The 24,439-nt window shown below is 69.1% G+C and carries 26 protein-coding genes and 1 pseudogene; 16 read left to right on the forward strand and 11 right to left on the reverse strand.

Annotated features, from left to right (window positions below):
• Positions 1-108: 108 nt before the first annotated feature.
• Positions 109-1,140, forward strand: a complete 1,032-nt coding sequence (locus tag PV350_RS18805) for a serine protein kinase RIO (protein WP_500334956.1) — start codon at positions 109-111, stop codon at positions 1,138-1,140.
• A gap of 144 nt (positions 1,141-1,284) precedes the next feature.
• On the opposite strand, the gene PV350_RS18810 is transcribed toward PV350_RS18805, so the two are convergent.
• Both PV350_RS18810 and PV350_RS18815 read right to left on the reverse strand, forming a co-directional pair.
• Entirely contained in the window at positions 1,285-2,046 is a 762-nt protein-coding gene (locus PV350_RS18810) for a polysaccharide lyase family 7 protein (RefSeq protein ID WP_500334958.1), read from the reverse strand.
• 372 nt (positions 2,047-2,418) lie between these two features.
• Complete coding sequence (locus PV350_RS18815; protein ID WP_499508889.1) at positions 2,419-2,952, reverse strand: GNAT family N-acetyltransferase; 534 nt, start codon at positions 2,950-2,952, stop codon at positions 2,419-2,421.
• 141 nt (positions 2,953-3,093) lie between these two features.
• Between PV350_RS18815 and PV350_RS18820 the strand changes: the two genes are divergently transcribed.
• From PV350_RS18820 to PV350_RS18860, 9 genes are all read left to right on the forward strand, one after another.
• The gene (locus tag PV350_RS18820; RefSeq protein WP_499508888.1) at positions 3,094-3,405 is read left to right on the forward strand and encodes a hypothetical protein; all 312 of its coding nucleotides are present in this window, start codon (positions 3,094-3,096) and stop codon (positions 3,403-3,405) included.
• Positions 3,402-3,794: a type II toxin-antitoxin system death-on-curing family toxin gene (locus PV350_RS18825; RefSeq protein ID WP_450398762.1), complete on the forward strand. Its 393-nt coding sequence runs from the start codon at positions 3,402-3,404 to the stop codon at positions 3,792-3,794. Before PV350_RS18820 ends, PV350_RS18825 begins: the two co-directional genes overlap by 4 nt.
• Before the next feature lie 447 nt (positions 3,795-4,241).
• Positions 4,242-4,955, forward strand: coding sequence for a deoxynucleoside kinase (locus PV350_RS18830; protein WP_499508887.1), 714 nt, complete (start codon positions 4,242-4,244; stop codon positions 4,953-4,955).
• Between the two features lie 218 nt (positions 4,956-5,173).
• Positions 5,174-5,827 carry a DUF1707 SHOCT-like domain-containing protein gene (locus PV350_RS18835; RefSeq protein ID WP_499516690.1) on the forward strand — a complete coding sequence of 218 codons (654 nt, stop codon included), beginning with the start codon at positions 5,174-5,176 and terminating at the stop codon, positions 5,825-5,827.
• Between the two features lie 558 nt (positions 5,828-6,385).
• Positions 6,386-7,255 carry a HalD/BesD family halogenase gene (locus PV350_RS18840; protein WP_500334961.1) on the forward strand — a complete coding sequence of 290 codons (870 nt, stop codon included), beginning with the start codon at positions 6,386-6,388 and terminating at the stop codon, positions 7,253-7,255.
• 67 nt (positions 7,256-7,322) lie between these two features.
• Entirely contained in the window at positions 7,323-8,231 is a 909-nt protein-coding gene (locus tag PV350_RS18845; protein WP_499508885.1) for a class I SAM-dependent methyltransferase, read from the forward strand.
• On the forward strand, positions 8,228-10,057 hold the full coding sequence (locus tag PV350_RS18850) for a choline/carnitine O-acyltransferase (RefSeq protein WP_500334963.1): 1,830 nt from the start codon (positions 8,228-8,230) through the stop codon (positions 10,055-10,057). The genes PV350_RS18845 and PV350_RS18850 overlap by 4 nt, the downstream gene beginning before the upstream one ends.
• Positions 10,058-10,445: 388 nt before the next feature.
• Positions 10,446-10,859 (forward strand): CoA-binding protein, encoded by a 414-nt coding sequence (locus PV350_RS18855; RefSeq protein WP_499516689.1) that lies wholly within the window; start codon positions 10,446-10,448, stop codon positions 10,857-10,859.
• Positions 10,860-11,369: 510 nt separating this feature from the next.
• Positions 11,370-11,597, forward strand: a complete 228-nt coding sequence (locus PV350_RS18860; RefSeq protein ID WP_500334965.1) for a hypothetical protein — start codon at positions 11,370-11,372, stop codon at positions 11,595-11,597.
• A 1,011-nt stretch (positions 11,598-12,608) separates the two neighbouring features.
• Here the strand turns inward: PV350_RS18860 and PV350_RS18865 are convergent.
• Positions 12,609-12,995, reverse strand: a complete 387-nt coding sequence (locus tag PV350_RS18865; protein WP_500334967.1) for a DUF6223 family protein — start codon at positions 12,993-12,995, stop codon at positions 12,609-12,611.
• A gap of 226 nt (positions 12,996-13,221) precedes the next feature.
• Here PV350_RS18865 and PV350_RS18870 point away from each other — a divergent pair, with 226 nt between their 5' ends.
• Together PV350_RS18870 and PV350_RS18875 are read left to right on the forward strand one after the other, a co-directional pair.
• Entirely contained in the window at positions 13,222-14,349 is a 1,128-nt protein-coding gene (locus tag PV350_RS18870; protein WP_500334969.1) for a sensor histidine kinase, read from the forward strand.
• Positions 14,346-15,008, forward strand: coding sequence for a response regulator (locus PV350_RS18875; RefSeq protein WP_500334971.1), 663 nt, complete (start codon positions 14,346-14,348; stop codon positions 15,006-15,008). Before PV350_RS18870 ends, PV350_RS18875 begins: the two co-directional genes overlap by 4 nt.
• Here PV350_RS18875 and PV350_RS18880 read toward each other — a convergent pair.
• The 5 genes and pseudogenes from PV350_RS18880 to PV350_RS18900 form a co-directional block, all read right to left on the reverse strand.
• Positions 14,972-15,855: pseudogene (locus PV350_RS18880) on the reverse strand (glycosyltransferase family 2 protein); the annotation flags it as partial. The gene PV350_RS18875 and the pseudogene PV350_RS18880 sit on opposite strands and share 37 nt — an antisense overlap.
• 368 nt (positions 15,856-16,223) lie before the next feature.
• Positions 16,224-16,469, reverse strand: coding sequence for a hypothetical protein (locus PV350_RS18885; protein WP_500334973.1), 246 nt, complete (start codon positions 16,467-16,469; stop codon positions 16,224-16,226).
• Between the two features lie 280 nt (positions 16,470-16,749).
• The gene (locus PV350_RS18890) at positions 16,750-17,244 is read right to left on the reverse strand and encodes an allene oxide cyclase barrel-like domain-containing protein (RefSeq protein WP_500334975.1); all 495 of its coding nucleotides are present in this window, start codon (positions 17,242-17,244) and stop codon (positions 16,750-16,752) included.
• 339 nt (positions 17,245-17,583) lie between these two features.
• A complete protein-coding gene (locus PV350_RS18895) occupies positions 17,584-17,970 on the reverse strand; it encodes a DinB/UmuC family translesion DNA polymerase (RefSeq protein WP_500334977.1) in 387 nt (128 codons plus the stop codon).
• Positions 17,971-18,010: 40 nt separating this feature from the next.
• Positions 18,011-18,517 (reverse strand): hypothetical protein, encoded by a 507-nt coding sequence (locus tag PV350_RS18900; protein WP_500334979.1) that lies wholly within the window; start codon positions 18,515-18,517, stop codon positions 18,011-18,013.
• A 97-nt stretch (positions 18,518-18,614) separates the two neighbouring features.
• Between PV350_RS18900 and PV350_RS18905 the strand changes: the two genes are divergently transcribed.
• Positions 18,615-19,589, forward strand: coding sequence for a GlxA family transcriptional regulator (locus PV350_RS18905; RefSeq protein WP_500334981.1), 975 nt, complete (start codon positions 18,615-18,617; stop codon positions 19,587-19,589).
• A gap of 317 nt (positions 19,590-19,906) precedes the next feature.
• Here PV350_RS18905 and PV350_RS18910 read toward each other — a convergent pair whose 3' ends face one another.
• Positions 19,907-20,515, reverse strand: coding sequence for a TetR/AcrR family transcriptional regulator (locus PV350_RS18910; protein WP_500334983.1), 609 nt, complete (start codon positions 20,513-20,515; stop codon positions 19,907-19,909).
• A 104-nt stretch (positions 20,516-20,619) separates the two neighbouring features.
• Between PV350_RS18910 and PV350_RS18915 the strand changes: the two genes are divergently transcribed.
• Complete coding sequence (locus tag PV350_RS18915) at positions 20,620-22,017, forward strand: MFS transporter (protein WP_500334984.1); 1,398 nt, start codon at positions 20,620-20,622, stop codon at positions 22,015-22,017.
• A 40-nt stretch (positions 22,018-22,057) separates the two neighbouring features.
• Positions 22,058-22,513 carry a GNAT family N-acetyltransferase gene (locus tag PV350_RS18920; protein ID WP_500334986.1) on the forward strand — a complete coding sequence of 152 codons (456 nt, stop codon included), beginning with the start codon at positions 22,058-22,060 and terminating at the stop codon, positions 22,511-22,513.
• A gap of 281 nt (positions 22,514-22,794) precedes the next feature.
• Here PV350_RS18920 and PV350_RS18925 read toward each other — a convergent pair whose 3' ends face one another.
• Together PV350_RS18925 and PV350_RS18930 are read right to left on the reverse strand one after the other, a co-directional pair.
• Complete coding sequence (locus tag PV350_RS18925; RefSeq protein WP_500334988.1) at positions 22,795-23,577, reverse strand: hypothetical protein; 783 nt, start codon at positions 23,575-23,577, stop codon at positions 22,795-22,797.
• A gap of 7 nt (positions 23,578-23,584) precedes the next feature.
• Positions 23,585-23,977 (reverse strand): hypothetical protein, encoded by a 393-nt coding sequence (locus tag PV350_RS18930; RefSeq protein WP_500334990.1) that lies wholly within the window; start codon positions 23,975-23,977, stop codon positions 23,585-23,587.
• Between the two features lie 201 nt (positions 23,978-24,178).
• On the opposite strand from PV350_RS18930, the gene PV350_RS18935 reads away from it, so the two are divergent.
• On the forward strand, positions 24,179-24,439 hold a 261-nt coding region (locus PV350_RS18935; RefSeq protein ID WP_500334992.1), incomplete at its 3' end, for a hypothetical protein.

The following is a 24,439-nucleotide window of genomic DNA, read 5'->3' on the forward strand; positions in this document are numbered from 1 at the left end:
CGCTCGTGTGTGCGCGCCAGACGCCTTTTCTCGCTACCTGCCCACCGGCTGATGACGCGCGTTCGCTGACGCTCCGTCCGGTGGGTCCTTCCACTGGAGATCATCACCATGCGTGAGCGCTTTGCCGACGGCGAGTCCTTCACCCGTATCCGCCCCAAGGGCAGCAGACGACGCAATCACCGCGACGCTGACGAGGCCTTCGAGGAGGCCTTCCCCGAGTACGCGGCACGCCGGCCCTCGGCGGCCGGGGATGCCCGCAGCACCCAGGACGCCCGTTCCACCGTCTTCGATTCCGGCGCCGAGGATGACGAGGACACCCTCGAGGAACCAACCCCCGGCCAGTCGACCGACGGCCCTGCCGAGGGTGACCGCTGGTCCACCTGGGACCGGTCGACGCCCACCGAGAAGGGCCCCGAGCCGCGCCCTGCATGGGTGGTGACGGACCTGGCCGCCGTCGACTTCGAACTCGGGATCGTCAAGACCGGCAAAGAGGCCGACGTCTTCCTGATCGAACGGGCGGTGCCCGGGACCGGCCGCCGCACCCTGATGGCCGCCAAACGCTACCGCGACGGACAGCACCGCATGTTCCACCGCGACTCCGGATACCTGGAGGGGCGTGCCCACAAGGAGTCCCGGATCAGCCGGGCCATGGCCAAGCGCACGGCCTTCGGCAAGGAGGCCATCGCCGGCCAGTGGGCCGGCGCCGAGTTCGCGGCGCTGTCGCGGCTGTGGTCGGCGGGGGTGGCCGTGCCGTACCCCGTGCAGATCCTCGGGACCGAGATCCTGATGGAGTTCATCGGCGACCGGTCGGGGACGGCCGCGCCACGTCTCGCCCAACTCCGCTCGGAAGAGGTCGATCTGGAGGACCTGTGGGAGCAACTGGGCCGCAGCTTGTCGCTGCTCGCGCGTGACGGCTACGCGCACGGCGACCTGTCGGCCTACAACATCCTCGTCCACGGGGGCCGCCTGGTCGTCATCGACGTGCCTCAGATCGTCGACGTCGTCGCGAACCCGCGGGGTCTGTCCTTCCTGGAGCGCGATGTCCGCAACGTGGGCGCCTGGTTCGTCTCCAGGGGCCTCGCCGAGCGACGTGTCGAGGAGCTGGCGCAGGCATTGGCCTTCGACGCACGGCTGGGCTGAATGCCCTCAGTGAAGCCGCGGGCCCGGGAGCCACTCCCGGGCCCGCGCGAGCGGGGGCTGCGCGCCTTGCCCGGGACGGCAGCGCGCAGCCCCCGGTCGAGCGGTCCCGCCGCGATCATGTCGCTCGCGGCGGGAGCCGGTAGCTCAGCTGTGCGAGACCGTGAGGCCGTAGAAGGCGACGCGCGCGCCCCTGGTGGTGCTGTCGGAGGAGGACTGGTTGTACGAACCCGCCTTGAAGTACTGCTTGTAGGCGTTGAACGACGACGGGATCGCGTAGTGCGTGGTGCTGCCGTTCACCGTCAGGTCGATGGTGTGGCCGCCGGAAACGCCGATGGTGTACGTCCACGTCTTGCCGACGGACACGTGGCCGACGGTGTGGAGCGTCTGGCCGCCGGAGGGCGAGTTCTCGGTGCCGAGGACGATGTCGCCGCTGGAGCGGTAGTACAGCTCCAGCAGCGGCTTGGTGGACGAGCCGCCGGAGCCGAGGTGGATCTGCCCGACGCAGACGTTGGAGGTCACCGAGACCACGCGCAGCGTCGCGCTCATGCGGTGGGTACCACTGAGCGGCCAGTCTGCGGCGCTGCCGCTGCGGTTCATCTCGCGCAGTTCGGAGCGGGCGTAGTTGGAGTTGGTCGTGGTGACGCCCTTCTCCGGCGCCCAGAAGGTCATCGCGCCGTCGCGGGTGTCGGTGTAGAAGTACGAGTCCTGGTAGCCGTTCGCCCCTTGGAGGCGGGACGAGGAGATGGTGGTCGGTGAGCCCGGGGAGCCGACCGGCTCCTGGAGCTGCCACACCGAGAGATCGAAGTTGCCGCCGGGGGCGACCCTGGGGTCGGCGGCGAAAGCGGGGCCGCTGCCGATGACGACGGTCGCGACGGCCAGGGAGGCGAGCAGCGTACGCACGCGCATGGGGGGACCTCCTGTCGGATCACGGTTCACTTACCTGAACGCGGTGTGTGGATGTGAACACCGGTCAGCTCGAGACCGTAGGGCCGTGGCGTGGCCGCGTCAAGGTCTGTACCAATCGCCGTGCTTGCAGTGCGCGGCCGGTCGCAGGACGGAGCCATCACAGCCGCAGTGGAAGCTGCCCACGGTTGCGGCGACCACAAGAAGCACCCGGCGATGGAGATCGCCGACCTGTCCGGAGCGAGGGCGGCCGGCGAGCCGGAAGGCCCGATCGTCGTCCGCGGGGAGCACCAGCACCGGGGTAGGCCTTCGTACCGCCCGGACCGTCGGCGGGGCCGTGGTCCACGTGGACGCTCGCAGGGCGGTGGCGCTGGTTCAGGCCTGGAACTCGGTGAGGTCGATGGTGTGCACGCGCAGGGGGAAGCCGTACTTGGGGTGTGTGGTCTCGCGCTGCGGCGCCATGCCGAGCTTGCGCATGACGTTCTCCGAGGCGTCGTCGCCGATCCGGGCGATGCCGATCAGGCGTTCCAGGCCGCGGTCCTGGAGCGCGAACTCCATCGCGGCGTGGGCGGCCTCCGAGGCGTAGCCCTGACCCCAGAACTGTCGGCCCAGCCGCCAGCACACGGACACCTCGGGCATCACCTCGGGCAGGAACTCCGGCAGGGACAGGCCGGTGAAACCCGCGAGTTCACCCGAGGCCAGCAACTCGACGGCGAACAGGCCGAAGCCCTCCTCGTCCCACTCCTCCTCCCACCGCTCGATGGCCTCCGCCGTGTGTTCCAGGTCGCGTACGGAGCCGTCGCCGACCCAGCGCATCACCTGCGGGTCGCCGTTGATCTCGGCCATGGGCACCAGGTCGTCGTCCTGCCAGCGGCGCAGGAGCAGGCGGGGCGTCTGGATCTCGGTCATGGGTTCATCCTGTCGAAGGCGAAGCCGCAACGGTAATCGGCGTGGCGGCAGACGCCGTCCGCCGCCGCACAGCCCGCCGCCGTTGCCGGCGTCACCCTTGAACCACTCGCGCCCCGGTTGTACTGGCGGTACCGTCAGTACATGCCGACTTCCAAGGGTATGAACGTCCCGTTCGCGGACGATGACGAACTGGACCAGGTGCGCCGCGCGGCCACGGCCGCGGGCTTGTCCACCCGCGAGTACATCCGCCGGGCCGCGCTCAGCTTCGCCAACGCCGTCCCGAACGAATTCCTGCAGGCCGCGGTGGAGGCGCACGACCACGTCAAGGACGCGTTCGCCGAGATCCTGCCGGAGGACGGACGTCCGAACGAGGAGCGCCGCTCCGCGGAGGCGGAGGCCGGCCGCCGCCTGGCCGAGCTCGACGGCGACCAGGCACACGGGAGCGCCGCATGAGCGCACCCCGCCCCGACGGGGTGATCTACGCGGAGGTACCGATGCTGCTGCAGGTCGCCGAGCACATTCTCGGTGACCCGCAAGCCGACGACCTGGGAGTCCTTCCCGCCGCGGTCGCCCGCCACCGCGCGGAGGCCATGGGCCAGGATGTCTACGGCTCGATCTGGCTCAAGGCTGCCGCGCTGCTCCACACCCTGGTGAGGCTCCCGGCCCTCGAGCACTCCAACGGCCAGTTCGGATGGCTCGCCGCAGTCGCGTTCCTCCGCGTGAACGGCCACACCCTGACCTACCCGCCGAAGGACGCCGCTGTCCTGGTCCGCGACGCCATCTCCGGCGAGAAGTCCGTCAAGGAGATCGCCCTGCAACTTCGCCAATGGGGTACCGCCTGAAAGAACTCGCCGGAGTGAGGGAGCACGGCACGCCCGTAAGGCGCGGCATCAAACCCCTGATCGTGCGACGCGGCGTCGCGCCCGGCTCCACAGTCCAAGCGCCTCCGGGCCCGTGACGAGCACCGCGCTGCCCTCCGCCACGGCCTGCTGGAACTCGCCCGCGGCATCATCTGCCTGCGACGACTCCCGTACGTCATTCTGAAACGATCAGTTAAACTTCAGGGCGGCCGCGGGGGCTGCGGCTCGTCGCTGTGTGGCGACTGCGGAACGGCCAGGTCGGCCGGTCGAGGAGAGCGGCCGGTGTCAGGGCCTGGGTCCGGACGGGGACGACACGACGCTGATCACGAAGATCCCGGGAATCGCGTGACCGCCGACGCGCGTCCAAGTGGTCTGGGGCGCCCTGCCCACCCGCCCGTGAACAGAAGACCCGCCACGGAGATGTGAGGTATGTCAGTGATCTGCGTCGGAGGCATGATCGGGATCGGCAAGACGAGTGTGGCCGAACTGCTCGCCAAGGAACTGGGCAGCGAAGTCTTCTACGAGAGCGTGGAAGACAATCCGATCCTTCCGCTCTTCTACACGGCGAGCCCCGAGGAGATCCAGGCCAAGCGGTACCCCTTCCTGCTTCAGCTCCACTTCCTGCAGACGCGGTTCGCCTCGATCAAGAAGGCGTACAAGCAGGGCGACAACGTCCTGGACCGGTCCATCTACGAGGACTGGTACTTCGCCAAGGTCAACCACGACCTGGGCCGGATCAGCTCCCTCGAGATGCGGGTGTACGAGGGGCTTCTCGACGAGATGATGCGCGAGATCGACGGCCTGCCGTACCGCAAGGCACCCGATCTCATGGTCTACCTCAAGGCGGACTTCGAGACGGTGCTGCACCGCATCGGGTTGCGGGGCCGAGACTTCGAACAGGACGAGAGCCTCGTCGAGTACTACCGGACGCTGTGGTCCGGCTACGACGACTGGGTGCACAAGCACTACTCGGCCAGCGAGGTCCTCGTCGTCGACATGAACAACACAGATGTGGTGAACAACCCCGAGGACGCGGCCCGCGTGGCGCGCGAGGTCAAGGACGCCCTGGCGGCGGTCGAGCGCCGGGCGAACGCCACCGGCGGGACTGCCGCATGCGAGACGCCCACGGCGGTCTGCGCCTGAGCGGCGGACACCCTCCAGTCGCCTCACGTCCCGAAAGGCCACGGATCCATCCCTGTGAGCAGGGATGGATCCGTGGCCTTTCTCCGAGAGGGGGCTACGTCAATCCGCTCCTGTTTGTTCCGGGCCTGGTTGAGACCTGTGTCGCGATATAGCGTTATTCCTCTGGTCGCGCCGTGGCTGCATCGCGCGAAGACGTTCGACAGGACTGGGACGGAAGCATGCCGGGAGAGATCGCGCCCACAGGGAAGCACTCCGGCCCCGGCTCGTCGCCCGAGCTGCGGGCCTCTCATGCGGACCGGGACCGGGCGGTGGACGTGCTGCGTGTCGCGGCGGGGGACGGCCGGCTGACCGCGGCCGAGTTGGACGAGCGCCTGGAGGCTGCCCTGTCGGCGCGGACCGTCAGCGAACTGACCGCGCTCACCGCTGACCTGCCACCGGTGTCCGTCTCGGCCGGCGTGGCCGTAACAGAGGTCAAGGACGTGCTGCGGATCGAGCAGAGGTTCAGTGCGGTCAAGCGTGTGGGGCGCTGGGTGGTGCCACGGAGGCTGGAGCTTGCGGTGGAGTGGTGCGAGGTGACGCTCGACTTCACCGAGGCAGTGATCACGCAGGACACCTTGCGGATCGACATGGATGTGCGCGGCAAGACCCTGACGCTGGTCACCAAGCCGGGCATCGTGGTCGACGCCGATGCCCTGACGCTGGAATACAGCAAGGTCAAGGTCCATCGGACACCCGACCCTGGTACGCCGATCACGCTGCGAGTGGAGCTGGTCGGCAAGAAGAGCTTCGGCCGCGTTGTCGTGCGGCCCCCACGTCGGACGTTCGGACAGTGGCTGCTGCGCAAGCCCGTATCCCTGCCTGCAGGCGATTGACTGCTTCGTTGCGAACTACCGGGGCGGTCGGTTAACGGGGCGGGCGGAACCCGCCTCTTCCGCCCTGGCCGCGGCGATCGCCCGGTCGACCGCCCAACTACCGACGCATGCTGCGAGGGCCGCGCGTCTCGGCGTCGACGACTTCGCGCTCAAACGCCGCCACCACTTCGCCACGAGCCCCACCGACGCCGAGACCGGCGAACGGGTCGACGTACTCCCGGGCCGCGACGCCGACGCCCTGAGCGGTGACTGCGCGAGCACCCCGGCGTCGAGACCGTCTGCCGCGACAGCTCAGGCGCGGACGGCGAGGCCTTCCGCCGGGCACTCCCCACTGCGGTCAGGTCAGCGAACCGCCGGCACCGGTGGAAGAACCTCTGCACCCCTGCGGACCGGCGACCGGGCGGCTGGGCGGACGCGACCACCCAGTGTCGTGTGTTACAGACAACGTTGCGGCCACTATGAGAGCTTCAACTCTGGTACCTGTGGACGGAGTTGCCGACGAGCCAGGGGGGATCGAGCATCCCCCAGGACGGTCTGCCCGCATGCAGAGAGGGTCGCATGAGCACTTCGGAAGCCATCGAGCTTGACCAAGTGGTCGACACCGCTCGTTACCCCCTGACGGAACTCGACAGCGCCGCAGGGCAGGCAGTGGTCTCCCACGCCCGGCGCGAACTGGCCGCACTCGGCTGCACCGTCCTCCCCGACTTCATCCGCCCGTCGCTCCGCGACGTCCTGCGTCAGGAGTGCTCGGCCATCGCCCCCATGGCTCACTTCGACGTCGAAACGGTCAACGTCTACAACATCGGGCTGGACTCGGAGCTGCCGCAGGACCACCCCGGCCGCAGGACGTTCCAGCGGGGCAACGCCTTCGTCGCCCGGGACCGTGTTCCCGCGAGTTCCCTCATCAGCCGGCTCTACTCCGACACGGCGTTCCAGGACTTCGTCGCCCGCTGCTTCGGACTCCCTCGGCTGCACGAGCTGGCCGACCCGCTCTCCGGACTGGTCCTCAACGTCGTCCCGCCAAGCATGGAGCACCCGTGGCACTTCGACACCAACGAGTTCACCGTGAGCATGCTCACGCAGGAGGCGCAGGCCGGCGGCGTCTTCGAGTACTGCCCCAACATCAGGTCCGCCCAGGACGAGTGCTTCGACGACGTGACGCACGTGCTGGACGGCCGGGGCGGGCATCTGATCCGGCGGCTCGCCCTGGAACCGGGCGACCTGCAGTTGTTCAAGGGCCGCTACTCCCTGCACCGTGTGAGCCCGGTGCGCGGTGAGACCGCGCGCCACTCCGCGATCTTCGCCTACAGCGAGCGCCCCGGCGTCATCGGGAGCGTGGCCCGGACCCGGCAGCTCTTCGGCCGGGTCCTGCCCGAGCACCTGGCGGCCGAGGGCCGGGCCGTACGGGGCGACCGACTGCTGGACTAGCGGGCGGCGAAATCCCGCAGGCGCCGGCCGTTTCCCCATTCTGCAATCCACGGAGGAAGAGAGCCCCGTGCGTTTCGACACGACCGGAAAGGTCTCCCTTGACCACATCTACACCCAGCCCGATCCGCGCAGCTATTTCCGCGAGCTCCGCCCGCTCGGCTACAGCGTGCCGCAACACGCCAAGCCCTACTTCGCCAAGCTCATCAAGGAGTACCGGGAGTCCCGGCACGTCGCGGTCCCACAGGTACTGGACATCGGCTGCAGTTACGGGATCAACGCCGCCCTGCTGAAGTACGACGCGACCATGGACGAGCTGTACGCGCGCTACTGCGACGCGGAAGGCGGTGCCGCGACGGCGGCCGACGCCCGGACGCGCACGGAGCTCCTGGCCCGGGACCGGGCACTGGCCCGGTCCCGGCGGCCCGCGCAGGACATCCGCTTCGTCGGCCTGGACACCTCCGGCAACGCGCTGTCCTACGCGCTCGAGGCCGGATTCCTCGACGCCGCGGTGCAAGCCGACCTGGAGCAGCACGACCCCACGCCCCCGCAGCGCGCCCAGCTCGCCGGGACGGACCTGGTCATCTCCACGGGGTGCCTCGGATACGTCACCGAGCGGACGCTCACCCACGTGGTCCGGGCGCAGGGCGGCCGCAGGCCCTGGATGGCGCACTTCGTGCTCCGGATGTTCCCGTTCGATCCCGTCGAACGTGCCCTGGCCGAACTGGGGTACCGAACGATCCGGGTCGACGAGGTCTTCAAACAGCGACGGTTCGCCTCCCCGGAGGAACAGGCCCTCGTACTCGAGACGATGTCGGCCGCCGGGGTGGATGCTCGGGGTCTGGAGACGGAAGGCTGGCTCCACGCACAGCTCTGCATCTCCCGGCCGGACGACGGCACGCCGGGGTCTCAGGCCGGAGGGCTCGCCTCCCGCGAGGACACCACAGGTCCGCACGATTCGAGAAGAGAGCAGAATTGAACACCAGTCAGGAAAGCGCTGCGGTCGCGACCTTCGCCCGGGAGGACGGCCTGCCGCGCGTGCCGCTGCCGACGCTGGAGGCGAGCTGCGAGAGGTTCCTCGCGTGGTGCGCGCCGCTGCTGACCGCCGAGGAACTGGCGGCGACCGAGGCGGAGGTGGCCGCCTTCCTGCGGCCCGACAGCCCCGGCCGGGTGCTGCACGCCGCGCTGGAGGAGTACGACGCCACGGCCGGCGTCCACAGCTGGCTCGACACCTTCTGGCCGTACCGCTACCTGGGCCGCAGGGACCGGATCGCGCTCAACGCCAACTTCTTCTTCCTGTTCCAGGACACCGGCCAGGCGCAGGTGGAGCGGGCGGCCGGACTCATCGCCTCGGCCCTCAACTACAAGCGGCAGCTCGACCAGGAGCTCATCGCGCCGGTGACCCTGCGTGGCCGGCCACAGTCGATGGTGCAGAACAAGTTCCTGTTCTCCACCACCCGGATCCCCGGCGCGCAGCAGGACACCGTCCGCGCCCCCTACAGCGAGCAGTCGCCCGGCCCGTCCAGCGCCCGGCACATCGTCGTCTTCCACCGGGGCAGCATGTTCCGGCTGGACGTCCTCGGCCCCGACGGCGTCCCGCACAGCCTGGACGACCTCGAGACCGGCCTGCGCGCCGTGATGAAGGCCGGCTCCGAGCCGGCCGGCCCGGACACCTCGGTGGGCCACCTCACCACCATGGCCCGCGCCGAATGGGCGGCCGCCCGGGAGTCCCTGCTCGCCCGCCACCCGTCCAACGCGGAGGCACTGGACGACATCGAGACCGCGCTCTTCTGCGTCTGCCTGGAGGATCTCGCGCCCGCGGACATCCAGGAAGCCTGCGACGAGCTGCTCTACGGAGACCGCGGCAACCGCTGGTTCGACAAGGCCGTGTCCGTGATCGTGTTCGCCGACGGACGGGCAGGCATCAACGTCGAACACTGCGAGCTGGACGGCACCACCATTCTCAGTTTCACCGATGCCCTGCTCGGCACCCCGGCCGCGGACCAGTCCCGGCAGTCGGGAGCCCGCTCCCAGGGCCAACCAGCCCTGGAACCGCTCGTGTTCGAGCTGGACGACGCCCTGAGGGCCCAGGTGCGCTCCGCCGCTGAAGCGTTCGCCGCATACGGGGAGAACACCGCCACCGCCACCGTCTCCTTCAGTGACTTCGGCAGCAACACGGCCAAGGCGCTGGGCGCGTCGCCGGACGCCTTTGTCCAGGTCGCCTACCAGCTCGCCCACTGGCGCGCCAAGGGGCTGCTGGGCGCCACGTACGAATCGATTGCCACCCGCCAGTACCGCCACGGGCGGACCGAGGCGATGCGCGTCGTCACCCCGGAGATGCGCGCCTTCGTGACCGTGATGGACGACCCGTCGGCGGACGCGGCGACCCGGCGCGCCGCGTTCCGGGCCGCCGCGGGCAGGCATGTGGAACGCGCAAAGGAGTGTCAGGCCGGGCAGGTGCCCGAGCAGCACCTGTGGGAGCTGGAACTGATCCAGCGGCGGCGCGGGACAGAGCTGGGAGTGACCGAGCAGCCCGCGCTGTACCGGACCCCGGGCTGGCTGACGATGCGGGACGACTACCTGAGCACCAGCTCCGCCCCGTCCGCCGGCATCCAGTACTTCGGCTTCGGGTCGACCAGCAGCCGCTGCATCGGAGTCGCCTATGTCCTGCTGCCCGAGCGGTTCCACCTCTATCTGAGCACACCGCTGCCGGTGGCCGACCAGATGCGCGCATTCGCCGACAGGCTCCGCGAGGCGGTGGCCGAACTGTGCGACTTGCTGGCCTCCGAACGGTCCGGGACCTGAACTGAACCCTGCCCATGGGTCCGCCGCCCGCAGCGGGTGGCGGACCCATGGGCACCATGCGTGCGCGCACCACACCAGTTGGTGCGTCGCCGGGTGGGAGCCGCCTCTGCGGGGCACCCATTGGGGTGGGCGGCAGGAGCGCGGTGGCAGTGTTCCGGCGCGGGTGGGGTACTGGGCTCTGTTCACGGATAGGTCCCGTCCACGAACTGGCGAAGGGGGTGGTAGCCGTTCATCGGGGTGTCAGCTCAGCACGCATCATTGCATACAGTATTCCGACTGGTTAGGGTTGCTGCATGTGGCGGATGAAGTCCAAGGACCTGGCCCTCCCGGTGATCGTGTGCTTGGCGGTAAGCGGTGCGGGGCGTGGACGGGGGTGTCGGGTATGACGGTGTATGGCGATGATGCGACGATCAGGGAGATCCTGACCGGTGCTGGTGATACGTGGGCTGTGGTGGGTTTGTCCGACAATCCCGAGCGGGCTGCTTATCGGGTGGCGGGGAAGTTGCAGCGTCTGGGCAAGAGGGTGGTGCCGGTGCACCCGAGGGCCGAGACGGTGCTTGGCGAGCGGGGCTATGCGTCCTTGGCGGAGATTCCCTTTGCGGTGGATGTGGTGGACGTGTTCGTCAACTCTGCCCTTGCCGGAGGTGTCGCGGACCAGGCGGTGGCGATCGGCGCGAAGGCGGTCTGGTTCCAGCTGGACGTCATCGACGAGGCCGCCTACGCCAGGACCCGCGATGCGGGCCTGCTGATGGTGATGGACCGTTCCCCGGGACGGGAGATACCCCGGCTGGGCCTGGGCTGACGCTTCCCGGCCGGCCACGGCGCGATCACACATCACTCAGGTGGGTGTCCGGCCGAGTGCGTCCCCCTCCAGGGTGCGCGTGATTGCGGCAGGTTGCGCCCTGGTTCAGCGGTCGACGGACCAGGTGGTGTGTGCATTGCCGGACGTGTCTTCCGGCTCAGCACCTGACGCGGCCACACGTCCCGTGTGCTGCCGGCGCCGGAGGGCGTGTGGCGTCAGGCGCCCAGGCCCGGGCCGCCCGGTCTTGTGCGGGGCCCCGGGGCGGGTGCGGTGGGTGGGGAGCCCGTACGCCCGTACCAGGCGCTGCCCGGCGGGGATTGCGCGAGTCGGGTTCCTCGTCGCCGTGAGGGATCCGGGGCGAAAGGATCCGGCCAGATGCACGGTCAAGGCGCCGGAGATGTGCAGATGATGCGGCAGTTCGAGATGTGCCGGGCGACGTGTCGATACATTGGGGGTCGGCTGCTGGGCGGGCCGGATGCGGGATCCGGCGAGGTTGAGGAGTCTTCGGTCATGGGGGAGCCCGGGTTCACGGAGCGCTGGCTGGAGACCGGCTCGGGGCCCGGTGCCGTGGTCAGGGCCCGTGTGACGCGGGTGAACCAGGCGGTCCAGGCGGCGTACCGGGCGTGGCTGGACCATGCCACCTCATGCCCCACCTGCCGGGATGGAGCAGCCCGCCAGTGCACGGTCGTGCAGCCGCTGTGGGACGCCTACCAAACGGCTCAGCAGGCGGCCCAGTGACCCAGTGCCGGGCGGAACCGGCACCGCTCCCGGTGTGGTCGGCCGGTACCCATGTATCACGCCGGAATGCTGTTCGCCCCTGGTGGACGGAGACGCTTCAGCGCTGCCTTCGGGTCGCAGATGCCACCCGTGTCCTTGGGGGGCTCCACCAGTTCATGAAATCCGAAGGGATCGTCCGCGTCCTAGCTCACCTCCCACAGGCCGCCCCAGAAGCCGAAACTCTGGACCTAGCTGTTGGTCTGGGCGAAGGGCATCAGGTATCCCGCCATGCCGAAGACACGGCCACGGATCCTCGGGCCCAGCAGCCCGTCCGGTTACGTGGTGAGGACCGGGCGGGCGCTCCGCGCGACCGTCGGCGTTCACCGCCCTGTCCACGGCGGGGTCGCCTCACTTGTCCGGGCTAGCGCCGGCACCGCATGCCTGCGCCCGGCCAGCCGCACGCCCGGCCCCACAGCTTCATCTGCTTCGAGAGGCATTGCGTCGCATAACGAGTTGCCGCCGGCAACAGGGCCTGCGGCAACTGCCGCTCTCGCTCAGGTGATTGACAACTGGGCGAGTGATCCGCCTCTACCTGCAGCTACAGATTGACGCGGTCGATGCCAAGATCCGCGAGACCGAAGAGTCAGGTGAGTCCTCCGTACCTACGTCAGCAGAACGCGAGGGCTCCTTTGTAGTCGGCTTTCGCCTCCAGCACGTACCCAGGGGCGGGACGCTCCGTGGTGTGGTCCACCGCGGTGACTGCCCGGACGCAGCCGGCGATTGGCTCACCCCGCGTGAGGGTGAGGTTGCGTTCCGTATGTCCGACGTGACGCCCTGCCCACGCTGTCACGCGAGCTTGAACGACTCGTAGCCGGTGCGTCCAGTCCGCGTCAGTATCCGTGGGCGCCTCCCGTGGTCCCGCAGGATGGACGCGCAGGCCTGCTTCGGCTTCGCCGTCGACGGCGTCCTCCCCGCGGTCCGGCCCGGCGCCGAGGTCAGGATCGCGGCAATTCTTGAGCGCATCTATCGCGACTAATCAAGAGGCGACAACTTTCTGTCTCCGCCGGTCGGTACGGTGCGGCGGGAGCGGGTCAGCGCCCGGCGGCCGAGGAGGATGGCGATCAGTCCCAATGGGATGGCCGCGATGGCTCCGACGAGGCCGTTGCCGGTGCCGGGACCGCCGCTGGAGGTGGCAAGGTGCAGCACCGCCAGGATCGTGCCGGCCAGCCCCGCCGCCATGGCCGACATGGCGCCGGTGCGCGCGTTGCCGTTGCTGATCCGTGCGGCGGCACGGGCGAGGGCCAACCAGCCGATGGCCACGCCGACCAGCCCCAACCCGAGGGCCAGGTTGGCCCCGGTCCGCCCATCGCCGATGACTCCGCCCTCGGCAGCCGCCATCAAGACGTCTGATGCGCTCATGTCTCTTCCCTTCTGCACGGCAATTTCAAGGTGTCGCTGTGCCTTGAGCATGTCTGCCGCCCGCACCGCCGGTCGTCCAGCAGACGCAGGCACTTTGCGATGCCGCCCGTGCCGCAGACGCCTGCTGCGGATGTGGCAGAAACCCTGCGAATACTGCGGGCGCGGTAGCGTCCTGCTCCTCCACGAGCGGGACTTGCCCGCAGCGACACCCGGTTAAGGTGCGCTCATGACCAAAGGACGGTTCGGCGTCCCGGCCGGTGTCGGAGACTGGGCGATCGCCCTCGGTGTGGCAGCCCTGCTACTGGGCACCGGGCTGCCCAAGGCGCACCCCGGCACAAGCCCTGACGTGATCGGCTACGTGCTGCTGTCGGCGGGCGGTCTCGCGCTGGCCGCGCGTCGCCGCGCTCCGCTGACCGTCCTGGTGATTACCGGGCTGTGTGCGGTGGGGTATCAGGCGGCCGGCTTTGACGTGCTCTCCGTCCCGTACCTGGTCGCGGTGTACGGCGCGGTGCGGGCCGGGCACCGAGCCGTCACCGTGGCGGCGTCCGTGACCATGCTGGTCGCTCTTCAGCTCACTGCCCTGGTCTTCCATGATGGGCCTGCGGGTGAGGCGTTGGCACAGGCCCGCCACGTCCTCGAGGTTGCCTGGTTGATCGCCGCGTTCGCCGCGGGGGAGGCGCTGCGGCAGGCCGAGCGACGGGCGGACGAAGCCGAGCGCACCCGGGAGGAGACCGCGCGGCGCCGTGCGGATGAAGAGCGCCTGCACATCGCGCGGGAACTGCATGACTCGCTCACCCACCAGATCTCGATCATCAAGGTGCAGGCCGAAGTCGCCGTTCACGTCGCCCGTAGGCGAGGTGAACAGGTTTCCGAGGCCCTGCTGGCCATCCAGGAAGCCGGACGTGAGGCGACCCGGGAACTGCGCGCCACCCTGGAGGCGCTGCGGGATGACGACACCACTCCGCCCCGCGGGCTCGACCACATCCCGGACCTGGTGGAGCAGGCAAACAGCGCGGGCCTTGCGACGACGCTGACGATCGAGGGGCAGCGGACCGACCTGCCGGCAGCAGTGGGCCGGACCGCCTACCGGATCGTTCAGGAGGCGCTGACCAACGTCGCCCGGCACGCCTCCGCCGCGACCGCGTCGGTCCGCATCGACTACCGGGCCGACTCACTCGCCATCCAGGTCGATGACGACGGCAAGGCCACGCCGGACACAGTACCGAAGCCGGGCCTGGGTCTGCTCGGCATGCGTGAGCGCGTCACCGCCCTCGGGGGCCGGCTCCTCGCACAGCCACGGAGCGAGCGCGGCTTCACCGTCCGAGCCGAACTCCCCGTGGACCACACCTCATGATCCGTGTCCTGCTGGTCGACGACCAGCCGCTCATTCGCAGTGGATTTCGCGCACTCCTCGACCTCGAAGACGACATCGAGGTGGTGGCCGAGGCCGCCGACGGCGCAGAAGGCCTGGCGCTGACCCAACAGCACCTGCCCGACGTCGTGCTGATCGATATCCAGATGCCGGTAGTCGACGGCATCGAGGCCACCCGGCGTATCGCCGCGGACCCGGCCCTGGCTCAGGTGCACGTGGTCATCCTCACCAACTACGGCATGGACGAGTACATCCTGGACGCGCTGCGTGCCGGCGCTGCCGGTTTCCTCGTGAAGGACATCGTGCCGGACGACTTCGTGCACGCTGTGCGTGTCGCCGCCCGCGGTGACGCGCTGCTCGCGCCGTCCATCACGCGCAAGCTGATCAACCGTTACATCACCCAGCCGATCCCCGCCGTCGCCGACACCGGCTTGGCTGAATTGACCGGTCGCGAACGTGAGGCCGTCGTCCTGGTCGCGCAGGGGCTGTCCAACGACCAGATCGCCGACCGAATGGTGATCACCCCGCTGACGGCGAAGACCCACATCAACCGGGCCATGACCAAGCTCCACACCCGCGACCGCGCCCAACTCGTGGTACTGGCCTACGAATCCGGCCTCATTGCTCCGCGCAACTCCTGACGTGGAGGAGAGCATCCGGGCGGCGGCCAAACGCTAACGGGCCGAACTACCAGACGAGTCACCAGCCGGGTCGGGTGTCCCAGGACGGTTCGCCGTGCTCGTGGCTCAGGCCCGGTGTCTGCCCGTTGTGGAGGTACGGAACGTCGGCCGTACCTCCGGGGGAGCGGGCCTCGCGGATCCAGGAGTCGGCCAGGCCGGTGGCGGCGGAGACGGGCTGCGCCGGTCCAGGCTCCGGCGTCGGCGTCTGGACGGGTACCGAGAGACTGCCGTAGCGCTCCATGCGCTGCCAGGGCAGCCGCGATCCCGCGGTCGCGGTCACGACCGATTGGATGACCACGAGGTACATCAGTTGGCGGTAGACGAACTGCTGCAGGGGCAGGCTCCACAGCGGACGGGAGCTTTCGCCATCGAGGCGGAAGGCGTAGAAGCCCATCGCGGCCTGGAGGGCCAGGAACGCCAGCCACAGTCCGAGGATGCGGAACGGGTCGAGGAAGATCAGCCCGTATACGGCGAAGATGTCGACGACCGGTGCCAGCAGCGGTAGCAGGACCTGAAAGAGCAGCAGATACACCAGGCCGCGCCGGCCCAGCTTGCCTGCCGCGCCGGACTGGACGAGGGCGCCCCGGTGCTTCCACATCGCCTGCAATGTTCCGTAGCACCAGCGGTAGCGCAGCCGCCACAGCGCCCCGAGGGATGCGGGCGCCTCGGTCCAGGCGATCGCGTTCTCCTCGTAGACCACCCGCCAGCCGTCCCGGCACAGTGCCATGGTCAGGTCGGTGTCCTCGGCGAGCGTGGCGTCACTGACGCCGCCGACCCGGAGCAGCGCTTCACGCCGGAACGCACCGACGGTGGCAGATCACCTTCCAAAACGAGGCGAAGACCTCGGGCACTGTGCAGGTCTTCGCCCGTTGCGTGGCCTGATGGCGACTCCTCGCCAGGGCAGGCTGGTCCGTTCACCGCACCGCCAGGCGCGTTGAACGGGAAGGCCGAGCAGCCCCAAGCGCCGTAACCGGCTGACAGCGAAGGACGACGAGGACGCCGCGGACGGATACGGACGGCTGTATTGCTCTGGACGGCACAAGGCCCAGGTCGGGAAGCCATCCTCCGGCCTGGGCCTTTCCTTCTCGAGCGCGTGACGAGAATCGTTGCGAGCGTGAGGACAGCATGATTCCGCAGTCGGAGCTCGCGCGTGGCTGGGAGGGATGGACGGATCGGTCAGGCGCCGATCGGCTGACCGAGCTGGGTGGCCAGGCCCGCTGTCGTGCTTCCGGCCACGGCGATCGCCGCTGCCCTCATCTGCTGCCAGACCCATCGCCTCAGGCCGTTTCCGGTGCCCGGCCTTCTGTTGGGCGGCGACCAGCTCCCCTCGATCACTTCGGCTTCATCGATGAGGAGTTGAGCGGAGGCCTCGCCGCCGTGCTGCTTGGCGCGCGGGGCCTGGAGAGCCGGAGACCACCTCACCTGGTCATCCAGCACGGCGCCGGCGCCGGCAAGCCCGACTGTCCCCGCAGCTCACCCCGAACCAGTGACGAAGGGCCCAGGTCACCTCCGTGACCTGGGTCCTTCGGCTTGTCGCATACGGTGACGGCGGCGGGCGCGCGCTCCCGCGCGGGCGGGTCTCGCTTCCGGTCCCGGTCCCGGTTTCCGGGCGCGGAGCGTCATGCGGCAGTGCGGCGGGGTTAGGCCGCCCCTGCGTTCCGGTTCCGCCGCGTCCCGGGCCGTGGCGAGCGGTGCCCGGAGGTCACCTGGTGAGGTGGACGGTCAGCCTGGCATGTGAGGAGTCGATGTTGACGCCGTCCATATAGCCACGGGCGTCGCGGTAGGCGCCGGTACCGCCGGTGATCGCGAGCGTGAACCTGGTCGGGAAGCTGACGATGAAAGGCGCGAAGCCTTGCAGGGTGATGTCGCCCTGGGCCAGCCGGAGGGTGGATTCACACTGCCGCAGACTCTTCTGGAGGCTGACGACGGTGCAGACGAAGCCGCCGGTGCCCACCTTGCGACCGTTCTGGAAGAAGTCCGAAAAGCCGATGGCCTCGTCGCCGAGGCTCATGCCCGGGCCACTCACGTCGATGGCGGCGAATTCCCTCACGGAGTCGTCCAATTTGATGACCTTCTCGCCGTCACCATGCGGGCCGGGCTCGCGGTCCGGGGAGGTGGCCTGCGCGAGCGGTCCGTAGGCGAGGACCGCCGCGAGCGCCGTGGCCGCGATCGGCGCCATTGCCGTGAAACGACGCATCGTGCGTCTCCTTCGAGCTCGATGGAGTGATAAGCGGCAATTAATCCCACTTATCGCTTCATTCATGGCTCAATCGGAAGTCAGGTACATCAGGCGCGCATGGGCTGAGCGGAAAGACGACCCGATCGGACGCGGGGCCGATCCGTGTCGGATCCTGACATCCCGTCTGCAGGACGGCATGTCGTCCGGTCTCGCTCCCGATTAAGGAGAGCATGCGCCGATAGCCCGTGTGCAGCGGCCCGAAGAGGCCCGTGCAGACGGCCAAGAGGTCCTGCCCCAGGAGGGGTAGGGCCTCTTCGATTCACAAGGCCGCGCGATACCGACCGGGCCCGCCCTGGGTCAGGTGCTGTGGCGGCGGTGGGCGAGTGCGTCCCGGGTGACGGTGGCGGGCGTTGATCCGGTCGACGACAGGGTCCAGGCGCCGGTTGTTCTCCTGCCCGGGGTCGAAGCGCAGTTGCTGCGGCGCGCCTGCCGCGTCCACCAGGTGCTCGAGGCGGACCGAGACTCCGCGCACCCGGGCCCGCTCCAGCCCGAGACGTTCGACACTGCCATCGCCGCGTCCCGCAGGCCGTCGGTGGAAGCGCTCGGCTCGGCCAGGGTCCGGGACCGGGACACGCTGCTGCCACCGGAGAAGGACATGCCGAGAGCGATGCCCTGGGTGACCTGACGGTGCTCGCGGAACTGATGGGCCAGGTCCATCACGGCGTCGAGGATCTCGGTGCGCACCAGGTACGGGTCGAGGGTGTCGCGGTCCAGGGCCGTATGGCTACTGAATGAAGATCATCGCGGCGGAGCCGAGCAGGTCGACGACGAAGCACCACTCCGCCCACGCCCGGGGGACAACCGCCTTGGCGCGGTGGTGGACCAAATCCCAGGCGGCGTGCCCGAGCCAGCCGGTTGCCAGGACGTACCAGCCGAGGCCGTGATCCACTGCCAGCGCCACCATGGCCAGGGCACCGAAGCCGAGCAGCCCTGCTGTCTGGAGCACGAGCGCGCCTGCCTTGCGAAGTTCCCCGCGCAGCGCCCCGAAGATCAGGTAGCAGACCGACATGACGACGAGGAGCCACGTCAGGAACTCCAGAGCAGGGAGGCCGTCGGCGAATGTGGCGACCGCCAACACGAGGGCGAGCCATGTGGGCCATCGGTGCTTGAGCATGGCCACGACGTCGGCGGTGGCGGTCTTCGAACCGTCCCGTCCGTAGGTGGAAGGTGCTTTGTCGTCCTGAGCGGAGCCGATCATCAAGGGATCACCCGAAGTGGTGGTGTCTGTCATGGCTCCACTGTTGGTCAGGCCGGTCCCACGAGAAGGCGGCGGCCCATGAGATGTCCGGAATCCTGGGGTGCCTGTCGCTTCGCTGTAGGGTCGCCGCGTGGACGAACGTCTGATCGTGATCGTCGGGTACGACTCGGCCGAGTTGCTGGACATCGCCTGCGTCACGACGAGCCTGGGCATGGCGAATCAGATCGGAACTCCCGCCCGCCCCTATCGCGTCAGTGTGGCAGGTCCGGGCGGCAAACCGATCACCTGTGGCTCGGGCCTGACATTGCAAAGTCAGCAATCCCTTGAACGGCTCACCGGTCCGCTCGACACCTTGATCGTATCGGGCGGCCTGGGACATGAGCGGGCCGCCGCCGACCCGCGGCTCGTCGGCCACGTCCGCCGCCTGGCCGGAGTAAGCCGGCGGGTGGCCTCGGTGTGTACCGGCGCCGGCATCCTGGCCGCCACCGGACTGCTGGACGGGCGCCGCGCCACCACGCACTGGCGGTTCGCATCCCAGCTTGCCGCCCGACACCCGAAGATCACCGTGGATTCCGACCCCATTTACATCCGCGACGGGAACGTCTACACGGCGGCGGGAATCACCAGTGCCCTGGATCTCACGCTTGCCTTTATCGAGGAGGATCACGGTGCCGAACTCGCTCGCCGAGTGGCGCGGGATCTGGTCACCTACCTGCAGCGGCCGGGAAACCAGGCACAGATGAGCCTGTTCACTGCCTCCCCGCCGCCCAGGGACGACGTGGTCCGACAGCTCGTCGAGCACATAACGAGCCATCTGGACCACGACCTGAACGTGACCGCCTTGGCAGCTCGCGCAGGTGTGACCACGCGCCACCTCACCCGGTTGTTCGTGGAACACCTCGAGCAGTCGCCGGCCCGGTTCGTACGCAAGGCCCGCACCGAGGCGGCCGCTCACCTGCTGGCGTCCACCATGCTTCCGCTGGCGGGCGTGGCCACCCGGTGCGGGTTCGGTTCCACTGAGACGCTGCGCCAGGCCTTCACCAGCCGATACGGGATCTCGCCATCGCGCTACCGGGCGACACAGACCAGGCTCTCCGCAAAGTAATTCGAAGTCACCTCATCGTTCACAGCTCCTCTCCGCCGACGACCCGCCCGCCGGGTGGATCCGGAACTGGATCGACCAGTTCGGCGGCACCGTCACCTCGGGCCCGACGACCGACGGGGGCTACGAGCGCGATCGCAGGACATCCACCGGCGGCCGCTGACCGAGGGGGCGGCTTCCGCGGGTGCTGGTTGGGGACAACTGGATGAGAAGCGGTGCGGGGACGGAAGCCGTCCGGGGACGCCCTCAGATGCGTACACGCTGCTATCTGGGGCTGATTCTGGACCTGCCGGTGAGCTTTTCGCGGAGGGCCGCCGGTGTCACGCTCCGCCCCGGGGCTCGGGTACCGAGGTGCCCGGCGGCGTGAAGGCGGCGAGCACCGTGGCCGTGATGTGGCCGGCCGCGCGGTCGGGGTTCAGACGGCCGGCGCGGATCTCTTCCGTCGCGCTGTGCATGACCGCCTGCAGGACATTGACCAGCCATGCGATGGGCAGGTCCGTACGGAAGGCGCCCTCGGCCCGTCCGCGGGCAACCAGCGCCTCGACCCGGGCGGCTGGCCCGGCGTGCAACTCCCGGATACGTCCCGCGGGGAGCTCCCGCTGGGCGGCGACGAGCAGTGCCTGCGCCTGGTCCACCAGGTGCCAGCCAGCCTCGATGTAGCGCTCCAGGGCGAGCAGCGGATCACCGGTCAGGTCGACCGCGTCCAGCACCTCGTTGCCCCGGTCGAGGGCGCGGCTCATCGCCGCATCGACGACCTCCGCCCGGGAGGCGAAGTGCGCGTACAGCGTCACCCGGCCCACACCCGCGGCCCGCGCGATCTCGCTCAGGCTCGCGTCCGGGTTGCGCCCGAGGCATTCGGCCGCGGCCTGCACGATCGCCTCGATGCTGCGCAGAGCGTCGGCGCGCTTGGTGCTGTTCTTGCTGCTCATGCGCCCACGGTACCCCAGAACTCGAACAACCCTGTTTGGTTTGGACCCCTCAGGTGTATAACCTGAACATCGCTGTACGGTTTAGTGATGAGGGGTTGAGCGTCATGAGTGACACGGAAACAACCACCCACATCGCATCGCAGACACCGCATCCGATGCGCTGGCCGGCCCTGGGGCTGCTGGGACTGGCCCAGTTGATGCTGATCCTCGACGTCACCGTCGTTGCGATCGCACTTCCTCACATGGGCGCCGAACTCGGCCTGGACCGCGCGGCACTGACCTGGGTGGTCAGCGGGTACGCCCTCACCTTCGGGAGCCTGATGCTGCTCGGCGGCCGGGCCGCCGACCTGTTCGGCCCCAAGCGGGTCGTCCTGGCCGGCCTTGCCGTCTTCACCGCCGCATCCCTGGCCGCCGGACTCGCCACCGGCGCCCCGCTGCTGCTCACCGCCCGGATCGTCCAGGGGGCGGGCGCCGCGATGCTGTCGCCTGCCGCTCTGTCCGTGGTGGTGCGGCTGTTCGACGGCGACGAACGCAACCGCGCGCTGGGCATCTGGTCGGCACTCGGTGGCGGGGGCGCCGCCCTCGGCGTGCTGATGGGCGGACTGATCACCGCAGGCCCTGGCTGGGCCTGGGTCTTCTTCATCAACGTCCCCGTCGGCCTGGTCGTCTTCGTCCTGCTCGCCCGGATCCTGCCCCACCTGCCCCGCGCGGCCACCGGCTCGCTCGACATACCCGGCGCCGCCCTGGTGGCCGCCGCGACCGGTGCCCTCATCTACGCCCTCATTCGTGCCGGCGACCACGGCTGGGTCAACGCCGCCACCATCGCCCTAGTTGCCGCAGCCGCCGCCGCCTACGCCGCCTTCGCCACCTGGCAACGCCGGGTGGCCGCACCGCTGATGGACCTGCGCCTGCTCGGCCGGCGCCCGGTCGTGGCGGGCATTTTCGTGATCGCTGTCGCCACCGCGCTGATGGTGGGGGTCTTCTTCCTCGGCTCCTTCTACCTCCAGGAGCGCCAAGGCCACAGTGCCCTGATGACCGGTGTGCTGTTCCTGCCGGTGGCGCTGCTGACCATGGCCGCCGCCACCGTCTCTGGCACCCTGATCGGCCGGATGGGAGCACGACTGCTGGCTGTGGCCGCCCTGGCCGTGGCAGCGGCCGGGTTCCTCGTACCGGTGCTCTGGTCCGGGACCAGCGCTATGGTCACCGGCGTGAGCGTCGCGGCGGCGGGACTGGGCGCCCTGTTCGTCGTCGCCTCCACCACCACACTCGCCAGCGTCGCACCCCACGAGGCCGGGGTCACGTCAGGCATCGTCAGCACCTTCCACGAGTTCGGTGCTTCGGTCGGAGCCGCGGCCGCCTCCACTGCCGCCGCCACGAGCATCGCCGTCCACGCCGGCGCCCAAGCCGCCTCCGGCTTCGACAACGCGTTCCTCGCCGCCACGGGCATGGCCGCCGCCTCCGCCGTCGTCGCCCTGTGGCTGATCCCAGCCAAGAGCGAGTAGGCCAAAGCCGACACCCGCCCGAACCAGAAAAGAGACCGGCGTGTACGACGACCCTTACGAGTTGCGTCCCGGTGTGCCTTCCGTCGAGGTCTTCCGCCGGCTGCGCACCGAGGCCGGCCTCTCGGACAAAGCCCCCGAGGCGGTTGCGCTTGCCCTGCCCAACACCTGGTACGGAGTGCTCGTCCATCACCAGGGGCAGCCCATCGGCATGGGCCGCATCATCGGTGACGGCGGTACCGCGTTCCAGATCGTCGACATATGCGTTCACCCCGGACACCAAGGACGCGGCCTCGGCAGGCGCATCATGGCCGCTCTCACCGACGAACTGGAGCGCCGGGCCCCCGCCACCGCCTACGTCTCGCTGATCGCAGACGGCCCCGCCCACCACCTCTACGAAAAGTTCGGCTTCGCCGACACCGCCACGCACGACTCCATCGGCATGTACCGGGTGATAGGTCATGCTGCTGCGCCCAGAGGAGCACAGCCGAAGCCGTAGGGCGCACGTGCAAGGCACGTCGCCGAGAGCCTCCACTTCCTTCGCGAACCCCGCAGTCACCATCGGCCGGGCGTTCTCCGGCCTTTGCGGGCATCGCTGCCGGCTCGGTGCTTCATCGCCATGCAGAGCGTCGTCGTCGGCCTGGCCCTGCTCGCGCTGATCTTCGCCCGACCTGAGCGCAGTCTCGCCGGCGCTTACGGCGGCCTGCATGAACCGCTGTCACGGCCGTTGCGCCCGCACCCCCATTGCCTCCGGCGGCGGGACTGCGGGCGTGGTTCACGTTAGCTGTCGGCGGGATCCCATACCACGGCTCCGCTTTGAGTTCCCTTGTATGGGGAGTCCCAGAGGCCAGGTTGCGTGTGAGTGCCGGCCTCGGCGGTCACGGCAGCTGCCCATTGGCCGGGTCCTGGAGGCGTGATGCCGCGGAGGGAGCATGCTTTCCTTTCGCCGATACTTTTGAAATTGATCGGACAGGATTGCATGTATTTGCGGATGGGTGTGCCGGTACCGTCGATGAGCCAGATGAACAGGGTGAACTGGCCTGTCTTCTGGGCGGTGAAGTTGTCGTAGATGTAGATCTTGTTGTTGCTCTCGATTCTGATGCAGGGGTTGGCGGTGGCGATGCCTCCGATGCTCGTGGGAGTGTGGCTTCGGCATTGCGTGGTGGAGCCGTCTGTTGTCGCAGTGGGAGCAGCGCCGGCTGCGCCACCGGAGGGACGGGCCTGAGCCAGCTCCGAGGATCGGTGTGCCGCGGGTGCAGACGCTGCCGGGGTGCTGGGGGAAGGAGTCAGCGAGCTGGGCGGGGGCGATGCACTGGTGGATGCGGTCGGCGACTTCGGCGCGTCCGCCGCAGCTGGTGGGGAACCACCCGCTGGTTCCGAACCGGCGATGGTGAAGCCAAGGAAGGTCAGTCCGACGACCCCGGCGAAAGCGATGAGGGTAATCCCCGTCGAACGCGCGCCGAAGTGCATGTTCTTGGCCTGGTAGGCGTTGCCGCTGACCTGTGAACCATCGCTGATGGCGTTGCTGGTGCGGTCGGGCGAGGAGGAGGAGTCGACGCTCATTTACCTGCTACTCCCCCCGGCCACGGAGGCCACGAAAACTGAAGCGGCCTTTGATGTCCCGGCCCTGGATGACGTGACCATGGACGGTGCCGGAAATCGTGTTCTGCGTGCTGTGCCGCAGCGTGGCAGCGGGCACAGCACCCTGATCTGCTTCGGTGTCCCTGAGCCAGTCGCGCAGATCCTCGGCGAAGTCCGGGTCACGCTCGATGTGCTGCGACAGCGCCGCGATCAGGGGTTCCGGGTCCGTTGCGGCCGTGTCGAGTGCTGACAGTGCTTCGCCGTCGCGGCGGAACCTTTGCCGGATCATGTCGAGCAGGGCGTCCAGGGCGCGGGAACTCGCAGCTCCGAGGGCGCCCTCGGCGACTTTGGCCGCCACTGTTTGGGCAAGTGTTAAGTCCATGCGTTCCTCCGTGATGACGTCAACGGGGCGTGCGCGGCCCGGCTAGCGCTACGCCCTGAGCCGACGTGGGGTCAGATCATGGCAGAGGCTGGTTCGTCACGCGAAACGGAACGCTTCGATACTGGTTCTGTCGCTCACTCGCTGGTTGCATCGATGCCCGGCCCGTCGTGCACTGTGGGCCGGTTCTCACAGTCGGGGCGCTTGATTGTTCTGCTGTCCCGTCCGATCCAAGACACGACCACGGCCGCAGCAATCCCCGACGAGCAAGCCGGCTACCAGCTCGGCGCCCGCGCCGGGATCGGCGCGGTTGGTGTTCATCGGTACGGCGGGCAGCGCTGCCGGGTCGGCGGCCTCGCTGTCTGCGGCCCGCGCGTGTGGCGGGTCGCCGGTCGCCGGTCGCCGGTCGAGTACGATGCCGAATTCGTCGTCCGCTGTCCGCTGTCCGCTGTCCCCGCCCCGGCC

This window comes from Streptomyces sp. PA03-6a, assembly GCF_033792765.1.
GTDB lineage: Bacteria > Actinomycetota > Actinomycetes > Streptomycetales > Streptomycetaceae > Actinacidiphila.

Coding starts and splice junctions, on each gene's coding strand:
- PV350_RS18835 (WP_499516690.1), top strand. CDS start 5,174: ATGCCGGGAGAGATCGCGCCCACAGGGAAGCACTCCGGCCCCGGCTCG.
- PV350_RS18820 (WP_499508888.1), top strand. CDS start 3,094: ATGCCGACTTCCAAGGGTATGAACGTCCCGTTCGCGGACGATGACGAA.
- PV350_RS18915 (WP_500334984.1), top strand. CDS start 20,620: ATGAGTGACACGGAAACAACCACCCACATCGCATCGCAGACACCGCAT.
- PV350_RS18875 (WP_500334971.1), top strand. CDS start 14,346: ATGATCCGTGTCCTGCTGGTCGACGACCAGCCGCTCATTCGCAGTGGA.
- PV350_RS18825 (WP_450398762.1), top strand. CDS start 3,402: ATGAGCGCACCCCGCCCCGACGGGGTGATCTACGCGGAGGTACCGATG.
- PV350_RS18840 (WP_500334961.1), top strand. CDS start 6,386: ATGAGCACTTCGGAAGCCATCGAGCTTGACCAAGTGGTCGACACCGCT.
- PV350_RS18830 (WP_499508887.1), top strand. CDS start 4,242: ATGTCAGTGATCTGCGTCGGAGGCATGATCGGGATCGGCAAGACGAGT.
- PV350_RS18865 (WP_500334967.1), bottom strand. CDS start 12,995: ATGAGCGCATCAGACGTCTTGATGGCGGCTGCCGAGGGCGGAGTCATC.
- PV350_RS18890 (WP_500334975.1), bottom strand. CDS start 17,244: ATGCGTCGTTTCACGGCAATGGCGCCGATCGCGGCCACGGCGCTCGCG.
- PV350_RS18860 (WP_500334965.1), top strand. CDS start 11,370: ATGGGGGAGCCCGGGTTCACGGAGCGCTGGCTGGAGACCGGCTCGGGG.
- PV350_RS18870 (WP_500334969.1), top strand. CDS start 13,222: ATGACCAAAGGACGGTTCGGCGTCCCGGCCGGTGTCGGAGACTGGGCG.
- PV350_RS18930 (WP_500334990.1), bottom strand. CDS start 23,977: ATGGACTTAACACTTGCCCAAACAGTGGCGGCCAAAGTCGCCGAGGGC.
- PV350_RS18900 (WP_500334979.1), bottom strand. CDS start 18,517: ATGACAGACACCACCACTTCGGGTGATCCCTTGATGATCGGCTCCGCT.
- PV350_RS18810 (WP_500334958.1), bottom strand. CDS start 2,046: ATGCGCGTGCGTACGCTGCTCGCCTCCCTGGCCGTCGCGACCGTCGTC.
- PV350_RS18925 (WP_500334988.1), bottom strand. CDS start 23,577: ATGAGCGTCGACTCCTCCTCCTCGCCCGACCGCACCAGCAACGCCATC.
- PV350_RS18805 (WP_500334956.1), top strand. CDS start 109: ATGCGTGAGCGCTTTGCCGACGGCGAGTCCTTCACCCGTATCCGCCCC.
- PV350_RS18815 (WP_499508889.1), bottom strand. CDS start 2,952: ATGACCGAGATCCAGACGCCCCGCCTGCTCCTGCGCCGCTGGCAGGAC.
- PV350_RS18910 (WP_500334983.1), bottom strand. CDS start 20,515: ATGAGCAGCAAGAACAGCACCAAGCGCGCCGACGCTCTGCGCAGCATC.